The sequence below is a fragment of the Streptomyces sp. NPDC006435 genome (assembly GCF_040612315.1).
Classification (GTDB): domain Bacteria; phylum Actinomycetota; class Actinomycetes; order Streptomycetales; family Streptomycetaceae; genus Streptomyces.
Window position 1 is genome coordinate 155,927 of sequence record NZ_JBEXPY010000013.1, and the last position, 16,058, is coordinate 171,984.

The following is a 16,058-nucleotide window of genomic DNA, read 5'->3' on the forward strand; positions in this document are numbered from 1 at the left end:
CCCCCAACCACCTTCGATCTTCAAGGGAGACAGGACGTGTCCCGTCAGGTGTTCCTCTACGACCCCCCGGACCGTTTCGTGGCCGGCACGGTCGGGTTGCCTGGACGCCGTACGTTCTTCCTGCAGGCCTCCTCAGGCGGACGTGTCACCAGCGTGGCCCTGGAGAAGACCCAGGTCGCCGCGCTCGCCGAGCGGATCGACGAGCTGCTCGACGAGGTGGTGAGGCGGACCGGCGGCAACTCCCCGGTGCCCGCCATGGCCCCCATGGACGTCACCGACACCGCCCCCCTGGACGTTCCCGTCGAGGAGGAGTTCCGGGTCGGCACGATGGCCCTCGCCTGGGACGGCGAGGAACAGCGCATGATCGTCGAGGCCCAGGCTCTGGTCGAGCTGGACGTGGACTCCGACGAGGACCTCGCGGAGGCCGAGGAGCGGCTGCTGCAGGACGAGGAGAACGGTCCGCCGATGCTCCGGGTCCGGCTCAGCGGCGCACAGGCCCGGGCCTTCGCCAAGCGCGCCCTGGACGTCGTGAACGCCGGGCGCCCGCCGTGCCCGCTGTGCAGCCTGCCGCTCGATCCGGAAGGACACGTATGCCCGCGCCAGAACGGATACCGTCGCGGAGCCTGACCGGCGTCGACACCGGTACCGGCACCCGCGCCGGTACCGACGCCGACCGGCTCGCCCTGCTCGCCGAGGGCGGGCTCACCGTCCTCGGACAGATCCGCGGCGCCTCCAACGCGGTGCTGTACTGCACCGTCGCGCGCGACGGCGAGGAGGCGACCTGCGTCTACAAGCCGGTGGCCGGCGAACAGCCCCTGTGGGACTTCCCGGACGGCACGCTGGCCCGGCGCGAGGTGGCCGCGTACGAGCTCTCCGAGGCGACCGGCTGGGGCCTCGTACCGCCCACCGTGCTGCGGGACGGGCCGTACGGCGAGGGCATGTGCCAGCTGTGGATCGACGCCGCGCCGCAGGGCGACGAGGACGGGGAGGCGGGCGAACCCCCGCTGCTCGCGCTCGTCGAGGACGAGGAGCCCGGCGAGGGCTGGAAGGCCGTCGTCCGCGCCGAGGTCGGCGAGGGCAGGACGGCCCTGCTGGTCCACGCGGACGACCCGCGGCTGCGGCGGCTGGCCGTGCTCGACGCCGTCATCAACAACGGGGACCGCAAGGGCGGCCACCTGCTGCCCGCGCCCGACGGCCGGCTCTACGGCATCGACCACGGGGTGACCTTCAACGCCGACGACAAGCTGCGCACCCTGCTCTGGGGCTGGGCGGGGGAGCCGCTGACGGCCGAGGCCGTCGAGGTTGTCGACCGGCTGGGGACGGAGCTCGCGCCGGGAACCCCGCTCGTCACCCGGCTGGCCGAGCTGATCACCGCGGCCGAGATCGAGGCGCTGAGGGGACGGGTCGAGGGGCTGCGGGCGTCGGGGCGGCACCCGGAGCCGAGCGGTGAGTGGCCGTCGATCCCCTGGCCGCCGGTGTGAGGAAACCGGCCGGAGGGACCGGGGGAGGAAGCCCGGCCCGTACGTCGCAGCAGACGGGGCCGCATCGCGCAAGAGTGCCTCTTCGGTCAGGATCCGGTATCCGGTTCGTATCCGGAACGTGCATCCGGTTACGCTCGTGGCATGCATGCCTGGCCCGCTTCTGAGGTCCCCGCCCTGCCCGGCAAGGGCCGCGACCTTCGGATCCACGACACCGCGACCGGCGGACGGATCACTCTCGACCCCGGTCCCGTCGCCCGTATCTACGTCTGCGGCATCACGCCGTACGACGCGACCCACATGGGTCACGCGGCGACCTACAACGCGTTCGACCTCGTCCAGCGCGTGTGGCTCGACACCAAGCGGCAGGTTCACTACGTCCAGAACGTGACCGACGTGGACGACCCGCTCCTGGAACGGGCCGTGCGCGACGGCGAGGACTGGACCGAGCTCGCGGAGCGCGAGACGGCCCTGTTCCGCGAGGACATGACCGCACTGCGCATGCTCCCGCCGAAGCACTACATCGGCGCCGTCGAGGCGATACCCGGCATCGTTCCGCTCGTCGAACGGCTCCGGGACGCGGGAGCCGCCTACGAACTCGACGGCGACGTGTACTTCTCCGTCGAGGCCGACCCGCACTTCGGCGAGGTCTCCAACCTCGACGCCGAGGCGATGCGGCTGCTGTCCGCGGAGCGCGGCGGCGACCCGGAGCGACCCGGCAAGAAGAACCCGCTCGACCCGATGCTCTGGATGGCCGCCCGCGAGGGCGAGCCGAGCTGGGACGGCGCCTCGCTCGGCCCCGGACGGCCCGGCTGGCACATCGAGTGCGTCGCCATCGCGCTGGACCACCTCGGCATGGGCTTCGACGTCCAGGGCGGCGGGTCCGACCTCGTCTTCCCGCACCACGAGATGGGCGCCTCGCACGCCCAGGTACTGACCGGCGAACACCCCTTCGCGCGGGCGTACGTGCACGCCGGCATGGTCGCCCTGGACGGCGAGAAGATGTCCAAGTCCCGGGGCAACCTGGTCTTCGTCTCGAAGCTGCGCCGCGACGGCGTGGACCCGGCGGCCATCCGCCTCGCGCTGCTCGCGCACCACTACCGGTCCGACTGGGAGTGGACCGACCAGGTGCTCGCCGACGCCGTCGAGCGGCTCGCACGGTGGCGCTCCGCCGTCTCCCGCCCCGACGGACCGTCCGCCGAGGCCCTGGTCGAGGAGGTCCGCGAGGCCCTCGCCGACGACCTGGACGCGCCGGCCGCCCTGGCCGCCGTGGACCGCTGGGCCGAGCGGCAGGCCGCGGAGGGCGGCAGCGACGAGGGCGCCCCCGGCGTCGTCTCGCGGGCCGTCGACGCACTGCTGGGCGTCGCCCTGTGACGACCCGGTCGTAACACCCCGCGCGGCGCCGCCGCGCGGGTTCCCACCGGACGATTCGGCCGAACCGGCCCCGGACTTCTCGACGAAGTTCGGGGCCGGTTCCGTTTTGTCCATGGTCAAGTGCTCGTTACTGCGCTAAAAGCGCTCTATGCAATCATCAACGCGCATCAGAACGGCGGCAGTTGCAGCCTTGCTGGGATTGGTGGCCGTCTTCACGGGCCCCGGTGTCCCGCAGGCGGGAGCCGCCGAACCGGACACCACGGTCGGTGACCTGACCGGGTTCTCCGCCGACGGGGCCGTCTACCGCCTGGAGGCAGGCGCCGCCGAGGCCCGCGTCAGCTTCGTCTCCGCCGAGACCTTCCGCATCGAACTCGCCCCGGACGGGGCCTTCTCGGACCCGACCGGCGACGACATCGTCCTGCCGCAGGGCACCCCGCCCCGCACCCGCTGGAAGGAGCGCGACGACCGCTACGAGCTCTCCACCGCCGACGTCACCCTGCGCGCCTACAAGTCGCCCCTGCGCTTCGAGCTGTACCGCGCCGACGGCACCCGCCTGTGGTCCGAGTCCAAGGGACTGAGCTGGAACGGCGAGCGGACCGTCCAGACGCTCGACCGGGGCGCGGACGAGCAGTTCTACGGCGCCGGAATGCAGAACGGCCGGGGCAACACCTCGCACCGGGGCAAGACCGTCGAGGTCGGCGTCGACTACAACTGGGACGACGGCGGCCACCCCAACTCGGTGCCGTTCTACCTCTCCTCGGCCGGCTACGGCGTCTTCCGCAACACCTACGCGCCGAACACCTACGCCTTCACCGACCCGGTGACCACCACCGCGCAGGAGAAGCGCTTCGACGCCTACTACTTCGCGGGCGACGACGCCAAGGACGTCATCGGGCAGTACACGAAGCTCACCGGCAAACCGTTCCTGCCGCCCGTGTACGGGCTGGAGATCGGCGACGCCGACTGCTACCTGCACAACGCCAACCGCGGCGAGCGCCGCACCCTGGACGCGCTGAAGGTCGCCGACGGCTACGTCGAGCACGACATGCCCAACGGCTGGATGCTCGTCAACGACGGCTACGGTTGCGGCTACGAGGACCTCGGCGAGACCGCCAAGGGGCTCCAGGACCGCGGCATGCAGCTCGGCCTGTGGACCGAGGACGGCATCGACAAGATCGCCGACCAGGTCGGGGCGGGCCAGCGGGTCGCCAAACTGGACGTCGCCTGGGTCGGCGAGGGCTACAAGTTCGCCCTGGACGGCTGCAAGGACGCGTACAAGGGCATCGAGGACAACAGCGACGCCCGCGGCTTCACCTACGCCCCCGAGAGCTGGTCGGGCGCGCAGCGCTGCGGCGTCCAGTGGTCCGGGGACCAGTACGGCACCTGGGACTACATCCGCTGGCAGATCCCGACCTACGCGGGCGCCACCATGTCCGGTCTCGCCTACACCACCGGCGACGTGGACGGCATCTTCGGCGGCAGCGCCAAGACGTACACCCGTGACCTCCAGTGGAAGATGTTCCTGGGGACCACGATGACGATGGACGGCTGGGCGGCCAGCGACAAGCAGCCCTTCCGGTACGGGGAGCCGTACACCTCCATCAACCGCGACTACCTCAAGCTCAAGGAGTCGCTGCTGCCCTACCAGTACTCCTACGCGCACGAGGCGACGAAGACCGGCGTCGGCATGGTCCGCCCGCTCGTCCTCGAATTCCCCGACGACCCGGAGGCGGCCTCCGACGCGGCGAAGTACGAGTTCATGTCCGGCGAGGACTTCCTCGTCGCACCGGTCTACCGGGACAGCACCGAACGCGACGGGATCTACCTGCCGAAGGGCACCTGGACCGACTACTGGAGCGGCCGCACGTACGAGGGGCCGACCACCGTGGACGACTACGCCGCGCCGCTGGACACCCTGCCGCTGTTCGTCAGGGGCGGTGCCGCCGTGCCGATGTGGCCGGGCATCCGCTCGTACCGGGACCGCACCGCGGACTCCCCGCTCGCCTGGGACGTCTACCCGCGGGGGAAGTCCTCCTTCACGCTGTACGAGGACGACGGCGTCACCCGGCAGCACCGGGCCGGCAAGTACGCCACCCAGACCGCCGAGGTCGACGCACCGGTCCGGGGCGCGGGCGACGTCACCGTGCGGATCGGCGCGAGCGAGGGGGAGTTCACCGGCAAGCAGACCGCCCGCCCCTACGAGTTCAGCGTGCACACCGGCTCCGAGCCGGGCGCGGTCGAGCTCCGCGGGAAGCTGCCCCGGCTGGACTCCGGGGCCGCGTACCGGGCGGCCGAGCGGGGCTGGTGGTACGACCGGGACGACCGCGGCGGCGTCGTGAAGGTCAAGACCGGGAAGCTGTCCACCGGCAAGAAGTTCACCGTGAAACTGAAGGGCACCAGCGCGGTCGGCGGCCGGGACGCCGCCGCGACGGCCGCGCTCGCCGCACCGGCCGGACAGGAGGTCGGGGCCGGCGCCGAGTCCACCGTGACCGTGGACGTCACCGCGGGCACGGCGGACGTGAAGGACGCCGAGGTGACCCTGGACGTCCCCGAGGGCTGGCGGGTCGCCCGGCCCGCGACGGTGGACCGCGTTCCGGCGGGCACCACCCGACGGGTCGAGCTCTCGGTCACCCCGGCGAAGGACGCCGAGGCGGGGGAGGCGGGGATCACCGCGGTCGCCCGCTACCGGTCGGCCGGTGAGTCCCGCACCGCCGTGCAGCGGTTCGCGGCCGCGGTGATGCCGCCGCCGCCCACCGGCGGGGCGTGGGCGAGCGATCTGGTGTGGCTGAAGTCCACCAACGGCTACGGACCGGCCGAACGGGACCGCAGCAACGGCGAGTCGGGCGCGTCCGACGGGAGGACGCTGACCCTCGCGGGCAGGACCTACGAGAAGGGCATCGGCACCCATGCCGACTCCGAGATCGAGGTCTACCTCGGCGGGCGCTGCACCGCGTTCACCGCGGACGTGGGCATCGACGACGAGATCAACGGCTACGGCGAGGTGGCGTTCTCGGTCGAGGCGGACGGCAAGGTGCTGTGGACCTCGCCGAAGCTGACCGGGGCCTCGGCGACCGTACCGGTGGACGTGCGGCTCGACGGGGCGCGCCACGTGCGCCTCAAGGTCACGGACACCAATGGTTCCAGGACGGGTGACCACGGGGACTGGGCCGCGGCGCGGTTCACCTGTTCCTGATCACCCGTTCCCGACCGGCCGGACGGCTTCCTGCCGGGCCGGACGACGACGGGGCGCCGGGCGGGACCTGATCCCGTCCGGCGCCCCACCGGTCTCGCCGGTCCCGCCGGTGACCCGGCGTCAGGAATCCGGGGAACCGGGGGAGTCCGGGGAATCGGGGACGTCCGGGGGCTCCGGGGCGTCCTCCGCGGAATCCCGCGGGCCCTCGGCGTCGTCGTTCGCGCCGTCGTTCCCCTCGCCGGCCGTCGGCCGGGTGCGGGGACCGGTGTCGTCGCCCGTCTCGGGGCGCACCGGTTTCGGCGGACGGGTGCGGCCGCCGGCCGGATCGCGCAGGTACGAGGTGTCCCCGCTCTCCGTCGCGTGCCCGCCGGGGCCGATGTCCCTGCGGCGCAGATAGCGTTCGAACTCCCGGGCGATGGCCTCGCCGCTCGCCTCGGGCAGCTCCGCGGTGTCCCGGGCCTCCTCCAGCGTCTGCACGTACTCGGCGACCTCGCTGTCCTCGGCGGCCAGTTGGTCGACGCCCAGCTGCCAGGCACGCGCGTCCTCGGGCAGTTCGCCCAGCGGGATGCGCAGGCCGAGCAGGTCCTCCAGGCGGTTCAGCAGTGCGAGCGTGGCCTTGGGGTTGGGCGGCTGCGACACGTAGTGCGGCACCGCCGCCCACAGGCTCACCGCGGGCACGCCCGCGTGGGTGCACGCCTCCTGGAGGATGCCGACGATGCCGGTCGGACCCTCGTACCTGGTCTCCTCCAGGTCCATGGTCCGGGCCAGGTCCGGGTCGGAGGTGACCCCGCTGACCGGTACCGGGCGGGTGTGCGGGGTGTCCCCGAGCAGCGCGCCCAGGACCACCACCATCTCCACGCCCAGTTCATGGGCGAAGCCGAGGATCTCATTGCAGAACGAGCGCCAGCGCATGGATGGTTCGATGCCGCGGACGAGGACGAGGTCGCGGGGTTTCTCCCCGCCGACGCGGACCACGGACAGCCGGGTGGTCGGCCAGGTGATCTTGCGCACCCCGCCGTCCAGCCAGACCGTCGGCCGGTTGACCTGGAAGTCGTAGTAGTCCTCGGCGTCGAGCGCCGCGAGCACCTCGCCCTTCCACTCCCGTTCCAGGTGCGCGACCGCCGTGGAGGCCGCGTCACCCGCGTCGTTCCATCCCTCGAACGCGGCCACCATGACCGGGTCGATCAGCTCGGGAACCCCCTCGAGCTCGATCACCCAGGCCTCCTTCCGAAGTTCCCTTGTGTACTCATCAACCTTACGGCTTTTGGCCCCTCCCGCCGCAGTCCCTGCGCACAGCCGGACCTCCCGGGCCCGCCATCGGTTGATCATCGATCCGATCCAGGCTTCATCCTGCGAATACATCCGAGCTGTGTCCAGTGAATTTGCCGTCAAGCCTGGACGTTAGAGCCTTCTTGGCGCTATACATCGGATGACCAGAACAGAGGTCCGATGTTATTCCCCTGGGGAGCGCACATGAGCCAGACCGTCACGGATCTCGTGGTCCACGACATCCGTTTTCCGACCTCGGAACAACTGGACGGTTCGGACGCCATGAATCCGGATCCCGACTACTCGGCCGCCTACCTCGTGCTGCGCACCGATGACCCCGCCGGTGCGGACGGCGACGGCGGCGCGGGCGCCGAGGGGCATGGCTTCTGTTTCACCATCGGGCGGGGCAACGAGGTGATGGCCGCCGCCATCGGGACGCTGCGCCCCTACGTGGTGGGGCGCCCGGCCCCCCGTACCGCGGCCGACCTCGCCGCACTGCACCGGGAACTCACGCACGACTCCCAACTGCGCTGGCTGGGACCGGAGAAGGGCGTGATGCACATGGCGGCCGGCGCGGTCGTCAACGCCGCCTGGGACCTGGCGGCGAAGCTGGCGGGACAGCCGGTGTGGCAGTTCCTCGCCGGGATGACGCCCGAGGAGCTCGTCTCCCTCGTGGACTTCCGCTACCTCACCGACGCCCTCACCCCCGACGAGGCCCTGGAGATCCTGCGGGCCGCCGAACCGGGCCGGGCCGAGCGCGCCGAACGGCTGCGCGCCGAGGGGTACCCGGCGTACACCACCTCGCCCGGCTGGCTGGGCTACGCCGACGACAAGCTGGTCGGCCTGGCGAAGGAGGCCGTCGCCGACGGCTTCACCCAGATCAAGCTGAAGGTCGGCGGCAGCCTCCCCGACGACGTCCGCAGACTCGCCCTGGCCCGCGAGGCCGTCGGCCCCGACATCCGGATCGCCGTCGACGCCAACCAGCGCTGGGACGTCTCCGGCGCGGTCGAGTGGATGACCGCGCTCGCACCGTACGACCCGCACTGGATCGAGGAGCCGACCAGCCCCGACGACATCCTGGGCCACGCCGCCGTGCGGGCCGGGCAGCCGGTCAAGGTCGCCACCGGTGAACACGTCGCCAACCGGGTCGTGTTCAAGCAGCTCCTCCAGGCCGGGGCGGTCGACTTCGTCCAGATCGACGCGGCCCGGGTCGCGGGCGTCAACGAGAACCTGGCGATCCTGCTGCTCGCCGCCAAGTACGGCGTGCCGGTCTGCCCGCACGCGGGCGGCGTCGGACTCTGCGAGCTGGTGCAGCACCTGTCGATGTTCGACTACGTCGCGGTGTCCGGCAGCTGGGACGACCGCGTGATCGAGTACGTCGACCACCTCCACGAACACTTCGCCGACCCCACCGTGATCGAGAACGGCCGCTACGTCGCCCCGGACGCCCCGGGCTTCTCCGCCCGGATGCTCCCCGGGTCGATCGCCGCACACCGCTACCCGGAGGGCCCCGTGTGGCAGGCCCGCCGCACCGCCGAGGAGGCCAACCGATGACCGGCACACGTGACTTCGAGGGAATGGGCGCACTGGTGACGGGCGGCGCCTCCGGCATCGGGGCCGCCGTCACGACCATGCTGCTGGAACGCGGCGCACGGGTGGCCGTGCTCGACCGGGAGACCGCGGGCGCCCCCGCAGGGGCCCTGGCCGTCGAGGCGGACGTCACCGACAATGCCGCCGTGCGCGCGGCGGTCGACCGGGCCGCGGCCGAACTGGGCGCGCTGCACACCGTCGTGTCCAACGCGGGCATCGGCTCCATCGGCACGGTCGAGGACAACGACGACGAGGAGTGGGGCCGGGTCCTGGACATCAACGTCCTCGGCATGGTCCGCACCGCCCGGCACGCCCTGCCCCATCTGCGGCGCGCGGCGGCCGACCGGCCCGGCGCCGTGTCGATCACCCAGACCTGTTCCATCGCGGCGACCGCCGGGCTGCCGCAGCGCGCCCTGTACAGCGCGAGCAAGGGCGCGGTCCTCTCGCTGACCCTGGCGATGGCCGCCGACCACGTCCGCGAGGGCATCCGGGTCAACTGCGTCAACCCGGGTACCGCGGACACCCCGTGGATCGGCCGGCTGCTCGGGCAGGCGGAGGACCCGGCCGCCGAACGGGCCGCGCTCGACGCCCGTCAGCCGCTGGGGCGGCTGGTCTCCGCCGACGAGGTGGCCGCCGCGATCGTGTACCTCGCGAGCCCCGCCGCCGCCTCGGTCACCGGAACGGCGCTCGCCGTCGACGGCGGAATGCAGGGACTGCGGCTGCGCCCGGCCGGGAGCTGACCGGACCTTCGACGCGGGAGGAGGGGCATCCGGACCGGGTGCCCCTCCTCCAGGTCACAGCGTCGACCTCAGCCACTGCTCCACGCTCGCCACGTGCACCGTCGCCCAGGCCCGCGCGGCCTCCGCGTCCCGGTCCCGCAGGGCCGACACGATCGCCCGGTGCTCGTGCAGCGTGCGGCTGACCGCGTCCTCCTGGGTCAGACCGCGCCACACCCGGGCCCGGGTCGTCGGCCCGGACAGCCCGTCGAGCAGCGAGCAGAGCACCGAGTTCCCGGACGACTGCACGATCCCGCGGTGGAACTCCAGGTCGCAGGCGACCAGTTCCTCCACCGAGGGCTGCGCGCCCAGTGCGTCCAGCTGCGCGCTGAGCGCGTCCAGTTGGGCATCGTCGATCCGGGTGGCCGCCATCGCCGTCGCGGCCGGTTCCAGGATGCGGCGGACGGCGAGGAACTCGAGCACCGTGTCGTCGCGGTGGAAGTCCACGACGAAGCTCAGCGCTTCCAGCAGCAACTGCGGATCGAGGCTGGTCACATAGGTGCCGTCGCCCTGTCGCACATCGAGGATGCGGATCAGCGACAGCGCGCGCACCGCCTCCCGGAGCGAGTTGCGGGACAGCCCGAGGTCGGCCGCGAGCTCGCTCTCCTTGGGAAGCCGGTCGCCGGGCCGTAGCGCACCCGAGACGATCATTCCCTTGATCTTCTCGATCGCCTCGTCGGTGACAGCCATGACGGTCCTCCTGAGATCCGGACGGGAATCAGACATCCGATGTATCTCTTCATTATGGGGCCGTGAGGGGCGGAGGAACCGGGACCACCGAGGTCGTCCGCGCACGGGCGGCCGTTCCGCCCGGCGCCGTGCCCGCCCGGACACACGGACGGGGCGGCCCCCGTCGTGGGAGCCGCCCCGTCCGCTTCGTACGCCGTGCTGTGCGGTGCCGTGCCGTCAGTTCCGGTCGCCGAGCATGGTCTCGACACCGGCCCGGATCTCGTCCGTCGCCAGGCCCCGGATCGTCAGCGTCGTCCGGCGGCGCAGCACGTCGTCCGCCGTCTCGGCCCACTCGTGGTCGCGCGCGTAGGCGACCTGCGCCCAGATCTCCGGCGCGTCCGGGTGGATGCGCTCGGCCAGCGCCGGGTTCTCGTTGGCCAGCCGGGCGATGTCGAAGGAGAGCGAGCCGTAGTGCGTGGCCAGGTGCCGAGCGGTGTCGGCCGCCATCCGCGGTCCCGGCGTACCGCCGTCGATCAGCAGCCGGTGCGCCACCGCGTTCGGGTTGGCGATGCCCGGCAGCGGCAGCTTCTTCGGCAGGTGCGCGATCGGCTCCATGTCCTCCGCGAGCGGGCGGCCGGGGAGCGCGGCCAGCTTGTTCATCACCGTACGGCCGATGTGGCGGAACGTCGTCCACTTGCCGCCCGCGACCGACAGCATCCCGCCGCGGCCCTCCGTCACGACCGTCTCGCGCTTGGCCTTGGACGTGTCGCCGGGACCGCCGGGCAGCACCCGCAGACCGGCGAAGGAGTACGTGATCAGGTCCCGCGACAGCTGCTGGTCCCGGATGGAGAACGCCGCCTCGTCCAGGATCTGCGCGGTGTCCTTCTCGGTGACCGCGAGGTCCGCCGGGTCGCCCTCGTACACCTCGTCCGTCGTACCGAGCAGCAGCATGTCCTCCCACGGCAGGGCGAACGTGATCCGGTACTTGTCGATGGGGGTGGCGAGCGCGGCCTTCCAGGGGCGGGTGCGCTTCAGCACGAGGTGCGCGCCCTTGGACAGGCGTATGGAGGGCGCCGCGCCCGGGTCCTCCATCTTCCGCAGGTGGTCGACCCACGGCCCGGTGGCGTTCAGCACGAGACGGGCGTCGACGCCGAACTCCGTGCCGTCCAGGCGGTCCTCCAGGTCGGCGCCGGTCACCCGTCCCCTGGTGAACCGCAGCCCGGTCACCGCCGCGTGGTTGAGGACGACCGCGCCCGCGTCGACGGCCGCGCGCACCGTCATCAGCGCCATCCGGGCGTCGTTCATCTGGTCGTCGCCGTAGACCGCGACGGCCTTCAGGTTGTCCGTGCGCAGCTCCGGCACGTCGCGCCGGGCCCGTGCCGGGCTGATCACATGGCCGACCCCGTCGCCGAACGCGGAGAGCGCCGAGTAGGCGAACACGCCCGCGCCGAGCTTGGCCGCGCCGTGCGGGCCGCCCTTGTACACCGGCAGGTAGAAGGTGAGCGGATTGGCCAGGTGCGGGGCCACCTGACGGGACACCGCACGGCGCTCGAAGTGGTTCTCCGCCACCAGCTTCACGGCACCGGTCTGCAGGTAGCGCAGACCGCCGTGGAGCAGCTTGGAGGAGGCGGAGGAGGTGGCGCCGGCGAAGTCGCCGGCGTCCACCAGGGCCACCCGCAGCCCGGACTGCGCGGCGTGCCAGGCGGTGGAGATGCCCAGGATGCCGCCACCGATCACCAGGAGGTCGTACGCAGCCCTGGACAGCTGCTCCCGGGTCTCGGCGCGGCTCGGGAGGGAGCCGGAGGCCGGGTGTGTCCCGAGGGACGGGACGCTCTGCAGGGTGGTCATGTCGATTACTCCTCGTCTTCGAGCCAGCCCATGGTCCGCTCGACGGCCTTGAGCCAGTTCTTGTACTCACGGTCGCGGGTGTCCGCGTCCATGCGGGGTGTCCACTCGGCGGCCCGGCGCCAGTTGGCGCGCAGCGCGTCGGTGTCCGGCCAGAAGCCGACGGCGAGACCGGCGGCGTAGGCGGCGCCGAGGCAGGTCGTCTCGGCGACCATGGGCCGCACCACGGGCGCGTCCAGGAAGTCGGCGAGCGTCTGCATCAGCAAGTTGTTGGAGGTCATGCCGCCGTCGACCTTCAGGGCGGCCAGCTCGACGCCGGAGTCCTTGGTCATGGCGTCGGTGATCTCACGGGTCTGCCAGGCGGTGGCCTCCAGGACGGCACGGGCGATGTGCGCCTTGGTGACGTACCTGGTCAGACCGGCGATGACCCCGCGGGCGTCGGAGCGCCAGTACGGGGCGAACAGACCGGAGAAGGCCGGCACGAAGTACGCGCCGCCGTTGTCCTCGACCGAGGAGGCCAGGGTCTCGATCTCGGCCGCGGACTTGATCAGCCCCATCTGGTCGCGCATCCACTGCACCAGCGAACCGGTGACGGCGATGGAGCCCTCCAGGGCGTAGACCGGCTTCTGGTCGCCGATCCGGTACCCGACGGTCGTCAGCAGCCCGTTGTACGAGTTGACGGGCGTCTCACCGGTGTTCATCAGCATGAAGGTGCCGGTGCCGTACGTGGACTTGGCCTCGCCCTCGGAGAAGCAGGTCTGGCCGAAGAGGGCCGCCTGCTGGTCGCCGAGCGCGGACGCCACGGGGACCCCGTCGAGCACTCCGCCCTTGGCATGCCCGTACACCTCGGCGGAGGAGCGGATCTCGGGGAGCACCGCGGCCGGGATGTCCATCGAGTGGAGGATCCGCTCGTCCCACTTCATCTCGTGCAGGTTCATCAGGAGCGTGCGCGAGGCGTTGGTGACGTCGGTGACGTGGACGCCGCCGTCGGTGCCGCCGGTCAGGTTCCAGATGACCCAGGAGTCCATGGTGCCGAAGAGGATCTCGCCGCGCTCGGCGCGCTCGCGCAGCCCCTCGACGTTGTCGAGCAGCCAGCGGACCTTCGGGCCGGCGAAGTACGAGGCGAGCGGCAGACCGGTCTCCCGGCGGAACCGGTCCTGGCCGACGTTGCGGCCGAGCTCCTTGCAGAGCGCGTCGGTCCGGGTGTCCTGCCAGACGAGGGCGTTGTGGACCGGCTCACCGGTGTTCTTGTCCCAGAGCAGCGTGGTCTCGCGCTGGTTGGTGATGCCGATCGCCTTCACGTCGGCGGCCGTGATGCCCGCCTTGACGATGGCACCGGCCACGACCTCCTGGACGTTCTCCCAGATCTCGGTCGCGTCGTGCTCGACCCAGCCCGGCTTCGGGAAGATCTGTTCGTGCTCCTTCTGGTCGACGGAGACGATCCGGCCGTCCTTGTCGAAGACGATGCAGCGGCTGGAGGTGGTGCCCTGGTCGATGGCCGCGATGAACGGGCCGGTGGTGTGTGCGTCGGTCACGGTGTGCTCCCGGAAGTCTGTGTGGTCTCTTGGGGTGACGGCTCTGGGCGCCGCGGCTCAGGCGAAGGCGACGTTGTAGAGCCCGCCCGCGATCGCGCCGCCGATCAGCGGTCCGACGATCGGCACCCAGGCGTAGCCCCAGTCGGAACCGCCCTTGTTCGGCAGCGGCAGCAGCGCGTGCACGATACGCGGGCCGAGGTCGCGGACCGGGTTGATCGCGTACCCCGTCGGGCCGCCGAGCGAGAGACCGATGCCCACGACGAGCAGCGAGGTGATCAGGGCGCCGAGCGTGCCGAGGCCGTCGCCGTCATTGTTGAGGCCCTGGGTGAGGATCGCCAGGACCAGCACGACGGTGGCGATGATCTCGGTGACCAGGTTCTGCGCGGCGTTCCGGATCTCGGGGCCGGTGGAGAAGATGCCCAGGACCGGGCCCGCGGCCGGGGCGGCGGCCTCGTCGACCATGCCCTCCTCACCCGCATGGGCGCCCAGGATCTCCGGATCCGTGAGGTGCGCCCGGAACTGCCCGTAGTACGTCGCCCAGACCAGCACCGCGCCGATCATCGCGCCGAGCAGCTGGGAGGCGAGGTACAGCGGGACGTCGCCCCACTCGGTGCCGCCCTTGATCGCGAGGCCGAGGGTGACCGCCGGGTTGAGGTGCGCGCCGGAGACGCCGCCGGCCAGGTAGGCGCCGGTCAGCACCGCGAAACCCCACCCGAAGGTGATGGCCAGCCAGCCGGCGTTCCGGGCCTTGGAGTGCTTGAGAGTGACGGCGGCACAGACACCGCCGCCGAGCAGGATGAGCACGGCGGTACCTATGGTCTCGCCGATGAAGATGTCGGAGCTGGACACCCGCGACTCCTTTGTCCTTCGTCCAGGGAAGCCGAACCCCGGGTCCCTCCGGTGGTTCGCGCCCTCGTGGGAGGGCGTTTTCCGGCCCTTGGCGCTGTCACACCATAACGCTTATTTCCGTTAGCTGTTCGACAATGCCGACCGGTGAACGGCAATGCTTCCCCCAGGCGAATCGGGCGTCAAGACTTGTGTGGCCCATAACTCGATCGTTACCGGGTGATGCGCCGCGGCCGGGCTCAGAAGCGTCCGGCGCCCAGGTCCCTGGAGACGGCGCGGGCGCAGTCGCGCACCGCGGCGATCAGCTCGGGGCGCAGCTCCCCGTTCGCGCAGACCCGCTCCACCGCGCCGGTCACGGCCACCGCGCCGACCGGCATCCGCCGCCGGTCGTGGATCGGGGCGGCCACCGCGGCCACCCCCTCCCAGGTCTCCTCCACGTCGGCCGCCCAGCCCCGGGCCCGGATCAGGTCGAGCATCGCCTCGAACTCCTCCGCGTCGGTGACGGTGCGCGGGGTGAAGGGCTTGCGCTCGGCCTCCAGGGCCTCGGTGTGCGCCACCGGGTCGTAGGCCGAGAGCACCTTGCCCAGGGCCGTGGAGTGCAGCGGCTGCATGGCCCCGACCTCCAGGACCTGCCGGCTGTCGTCGGGGCGGAAGACGTGGTGGACGATGAGGACGCCCTGCTGGTGCAGCACGCCCAGATGGGCGCTCTCGCCGCTGGAACGGGCCAGGTCGTCCGTCCAGACGAGCGCGCGGGCCCGCAGCTCGTGGACGTCCAGGTAGCTGTTGCCCAGCCGCAGCAGCTCCGCCCCCAGCTGGTAGCGGCCGGACGCGGCGTCCTGCTCGACGAAGCCCTCGTGCTGGAGGGTGCGCAGGATGCCGTGCGCGGTGCCCTTGGCCAGGCCCAGCGAAGAGGCGATGTCGGACAGTCCCAGCCGACGCTCGCCGCCTGCCAGCAGGCGCAGCATCGCCGCCGCCCGCTCCAGCGACTGGATGTTCTTGGCCATCGCGCCGTACTCCTCCACCTCGGTTCGACAATGCTGAACACTATCGGTCGATGCCGACCCATGCTCGATCGCGGAGGAAAACCGCGGCACCACTCCGATCCGGACATCGCCCCGCACAGCATGCCGTCCGCTCCGTGGGACGGAGTGACGACCCCGGCCGCCGCCGGGCTAGGCTGGCCTGGTGCGCCTTCCACCGAAGCCGCAAAGCCGACAGCCGTCGCATCCCAGGGAGTACATCCATGGCCTCGTTGCCGACCCCTTCCGCCGACAGCAGGATCCGAGCCGGAGCGTTGCGTGAGGCGCTCGCCACCCGGGTGGTGGTGGCGGACGGTGCGATGGGCACCATGTTGCAGGCGCAGGATCCGACGCTGGAGGACTTCCAGGATCTCGAGGGCTGCAACGAGGTTCTGAACGTGACGCGGCCGGACATCGTGCGGTCGGTGCACGAGGAGTATTTCGCGGCGGGTGTGGACTGTGTC

The 16,058-nt window shown here is 71.6% G+C and carries 13 protein-coding genes; 7 read left to right on the forward strand and 6 right to left on the reverse strand.

Features of this window, described 5'->3' with window-relative positions; genetic code table 11:
* Positions 1 to 36 precede the first annotated feature (36 nt).
* The 4 genes from ABZZ04_RS16170 (at position 37) to ABZZ04_RS16185 (ending at position 6,045) form a co-directional block, all read left to right on the forward strand.
* Positions 37 to 627, forward strand: coding sequence for a DUF3090 domain-containing protein (locus ABZZ04_RS16170; protein ID WP_356932834.1), 591 nt, complete (start codon positions 37 to 39; stop codon positions 625 to 627).
* On the forward strand, positions 591 to 1,481 hold the full coding sequence (locus ABZZ04_RS16175; protein WP_356932835.1) for an SCO1664 family protein: 891 nt from the start codon (positions 591 to 593) through the stop codon (positions 1,479 to 1,481). The genes ABZZ04_RS16170 and ABZZ04_RS16175 overlap by 37 nt, the downstream gene beginning before the upstream one ends.
* Before the next feature lie 141 nt (positions 1,482 to 1,622).
* The gene (gene mshC, locus ABZZ04_RS16180; protein WP_356932836.1) at positions 1,623 to 2,852 is read left to right on the forward strand and encodes a cysteine--1-D-myo-inosityl 2-amino-2-deoxy-alpha-D-glucopyranoside ligase; all 1,230 of its coding nucleotides are present in this window, start codon (positions 1,623 to 1,625) and stop codon (positions 2,850 to 2,852) included.
* 148 nt (positions 2,853 to 3,000) lie between these two features.
* Entirely contained in the window at positions 3,001 to 6,045 is a 3,045-nt protein-coding gene (locus ABZZ04_RS16185; RefSeq protein WP_356932837.1) for an NPCBM/NEW2 domain-containing protein, read from the forward strand.
* Positions 6,046 to 6,165: 120 nt separating this feature from the next.
* Here the strand turns inward: ABZZ04_RS16185 and ABZZ04_RS16190 are convergent, their stop codons facing one another.
* Positions 6,166 to 7,260 (reverse strand): PAC2 family protein, encoded by a 1,095-nt coding sequence (locus tag ABZZ04_RS16190; protein WP_356932838.1) that lies wholly within the window; start codon positions 7,258 to 7,260, stop codon positions 6,166 to 6,168.
* A gap of 258 nt (positions 7,261 to 7,518) precedes the next feature.
* On the opposite strand from ABZZ04_RS16190, the gene ABZZ04_RS16195 reads away from it, so the two are divergent.
* The gene (locus ABZZ04_RS16195; protein WP_356932839.1) at positions 7,519 to 8,868 is read left to right on the forward strand and encodes an enolase C-terminal domain-like protein; all 1,350 of its coding nucleotides are present in this window, start codon (positions 7,519 to 7,521) and stop codon (positions 8,866 to 8,868) included.
* On the forward strand, positions 8,865 to 9,644 hold the full coding sequence (locus tag ABZZ04_RS16200) for an SDR family oxidoreductase (RefSeq protein ID WP_356932840.1): 780 nt from the start codon (positions 8,865 to 8,867) through the stop codon (positions 9,642 to 9,644). The genes ABZZ04_RS16195 and ABZZ04_RS16200 overlap by 4 nt, the downstream gene beginning before the upstream one ends.
* Before the next feature lie 54 nt (positions 9,645 to 9,698).
* Here ABZZ04_RS16200 and ABZZ04_RS16205 read toward each other — a convergent pair whose 3' ends face one another.
* The 5 genes from ABZZ04_RS16205 to ABZZ04_RS16225 form a co-directional block, all read right to left on the reverse strand.
* Entirely contained in the window at positions 9,699 to 10,370 is a 672-nt protein-coding gene (locus tag ABZZ04_RS16205; protein ID WP_356932841.1) for a FadR/GntR family transcriptional regulator, read from the reverse strand.
* Between the two features lie 216 nt (positions 10,371 to 10,586).
* Positions 10,587 to 12,197 carry a glycerol-3-phosphate dehydrogenase/oxidase gene (locus ABZZ04_RS16210; RefSeq protein WP_356932842.1) on the reverse strand — a complete coding sequence of 537 codons (1,611 nt, stop codon included), beginning with the start codon at positions 12,195 to 12,197 and terminating at the stop codon, positions 10,587 to 10,589.
* A 5-nt stretch (positions 12,198 to 12,202) separates the two neighbouring features.
* Entirely contained in the window at positions 12,203 to 13,729 is a 1,527-nt protein-coding gene (gene glpK / locus ABZZ04_RS16215; protein ID WP_356932843.1) for a glycerol kinase GlpK, read from the reverse strand.
* 57 nt (positions 13,730 to 13,786) lie between these two features.
* Complete coding sequence (locus tag ABZZ04_RS16220; RefSeq protein ID WP_356932844.1) at positions 13,787 to 14,578, reverse strand: MIP/aquaporin family protein; 792 nt, start codon at positions 14,576 to 14,578, stop codon at positions 13,787 to 13,789.
* A 236-nt stretch (positions 14,579 to 14,814) separates the two neighbouring features.
* Positions 14,815 to 15,579 carry an IclR family transcriptional regulator gene (locus ABZZ04_RS16225; protein ID WP_356932845.1) on the reverse strand — a complete coding sequence of 255 codons (765 nt, stop codon included), beginning with the start codon at positions 15,577 to 15,579 and terminating at the stop codon, positions 14,815 to 14,817.
* A 239-nt stretch (positions 15,580 to 15,818) separates the two neighbouring features.
* On the opposite strand from ABZZ04_RS16225, the gene ABZZ04_RS16230 reads away from it, so the two are divergent.
* Positions 15,819 to 16,058, forward strand: a 240-nt coding sequence (locus ABZZ04_RS16230) for a homocysteine S-methyltransferase family protein (RefSeq protein ID WP_356932846.1), incomplete at its 3' end; no start/stop codon positions are given.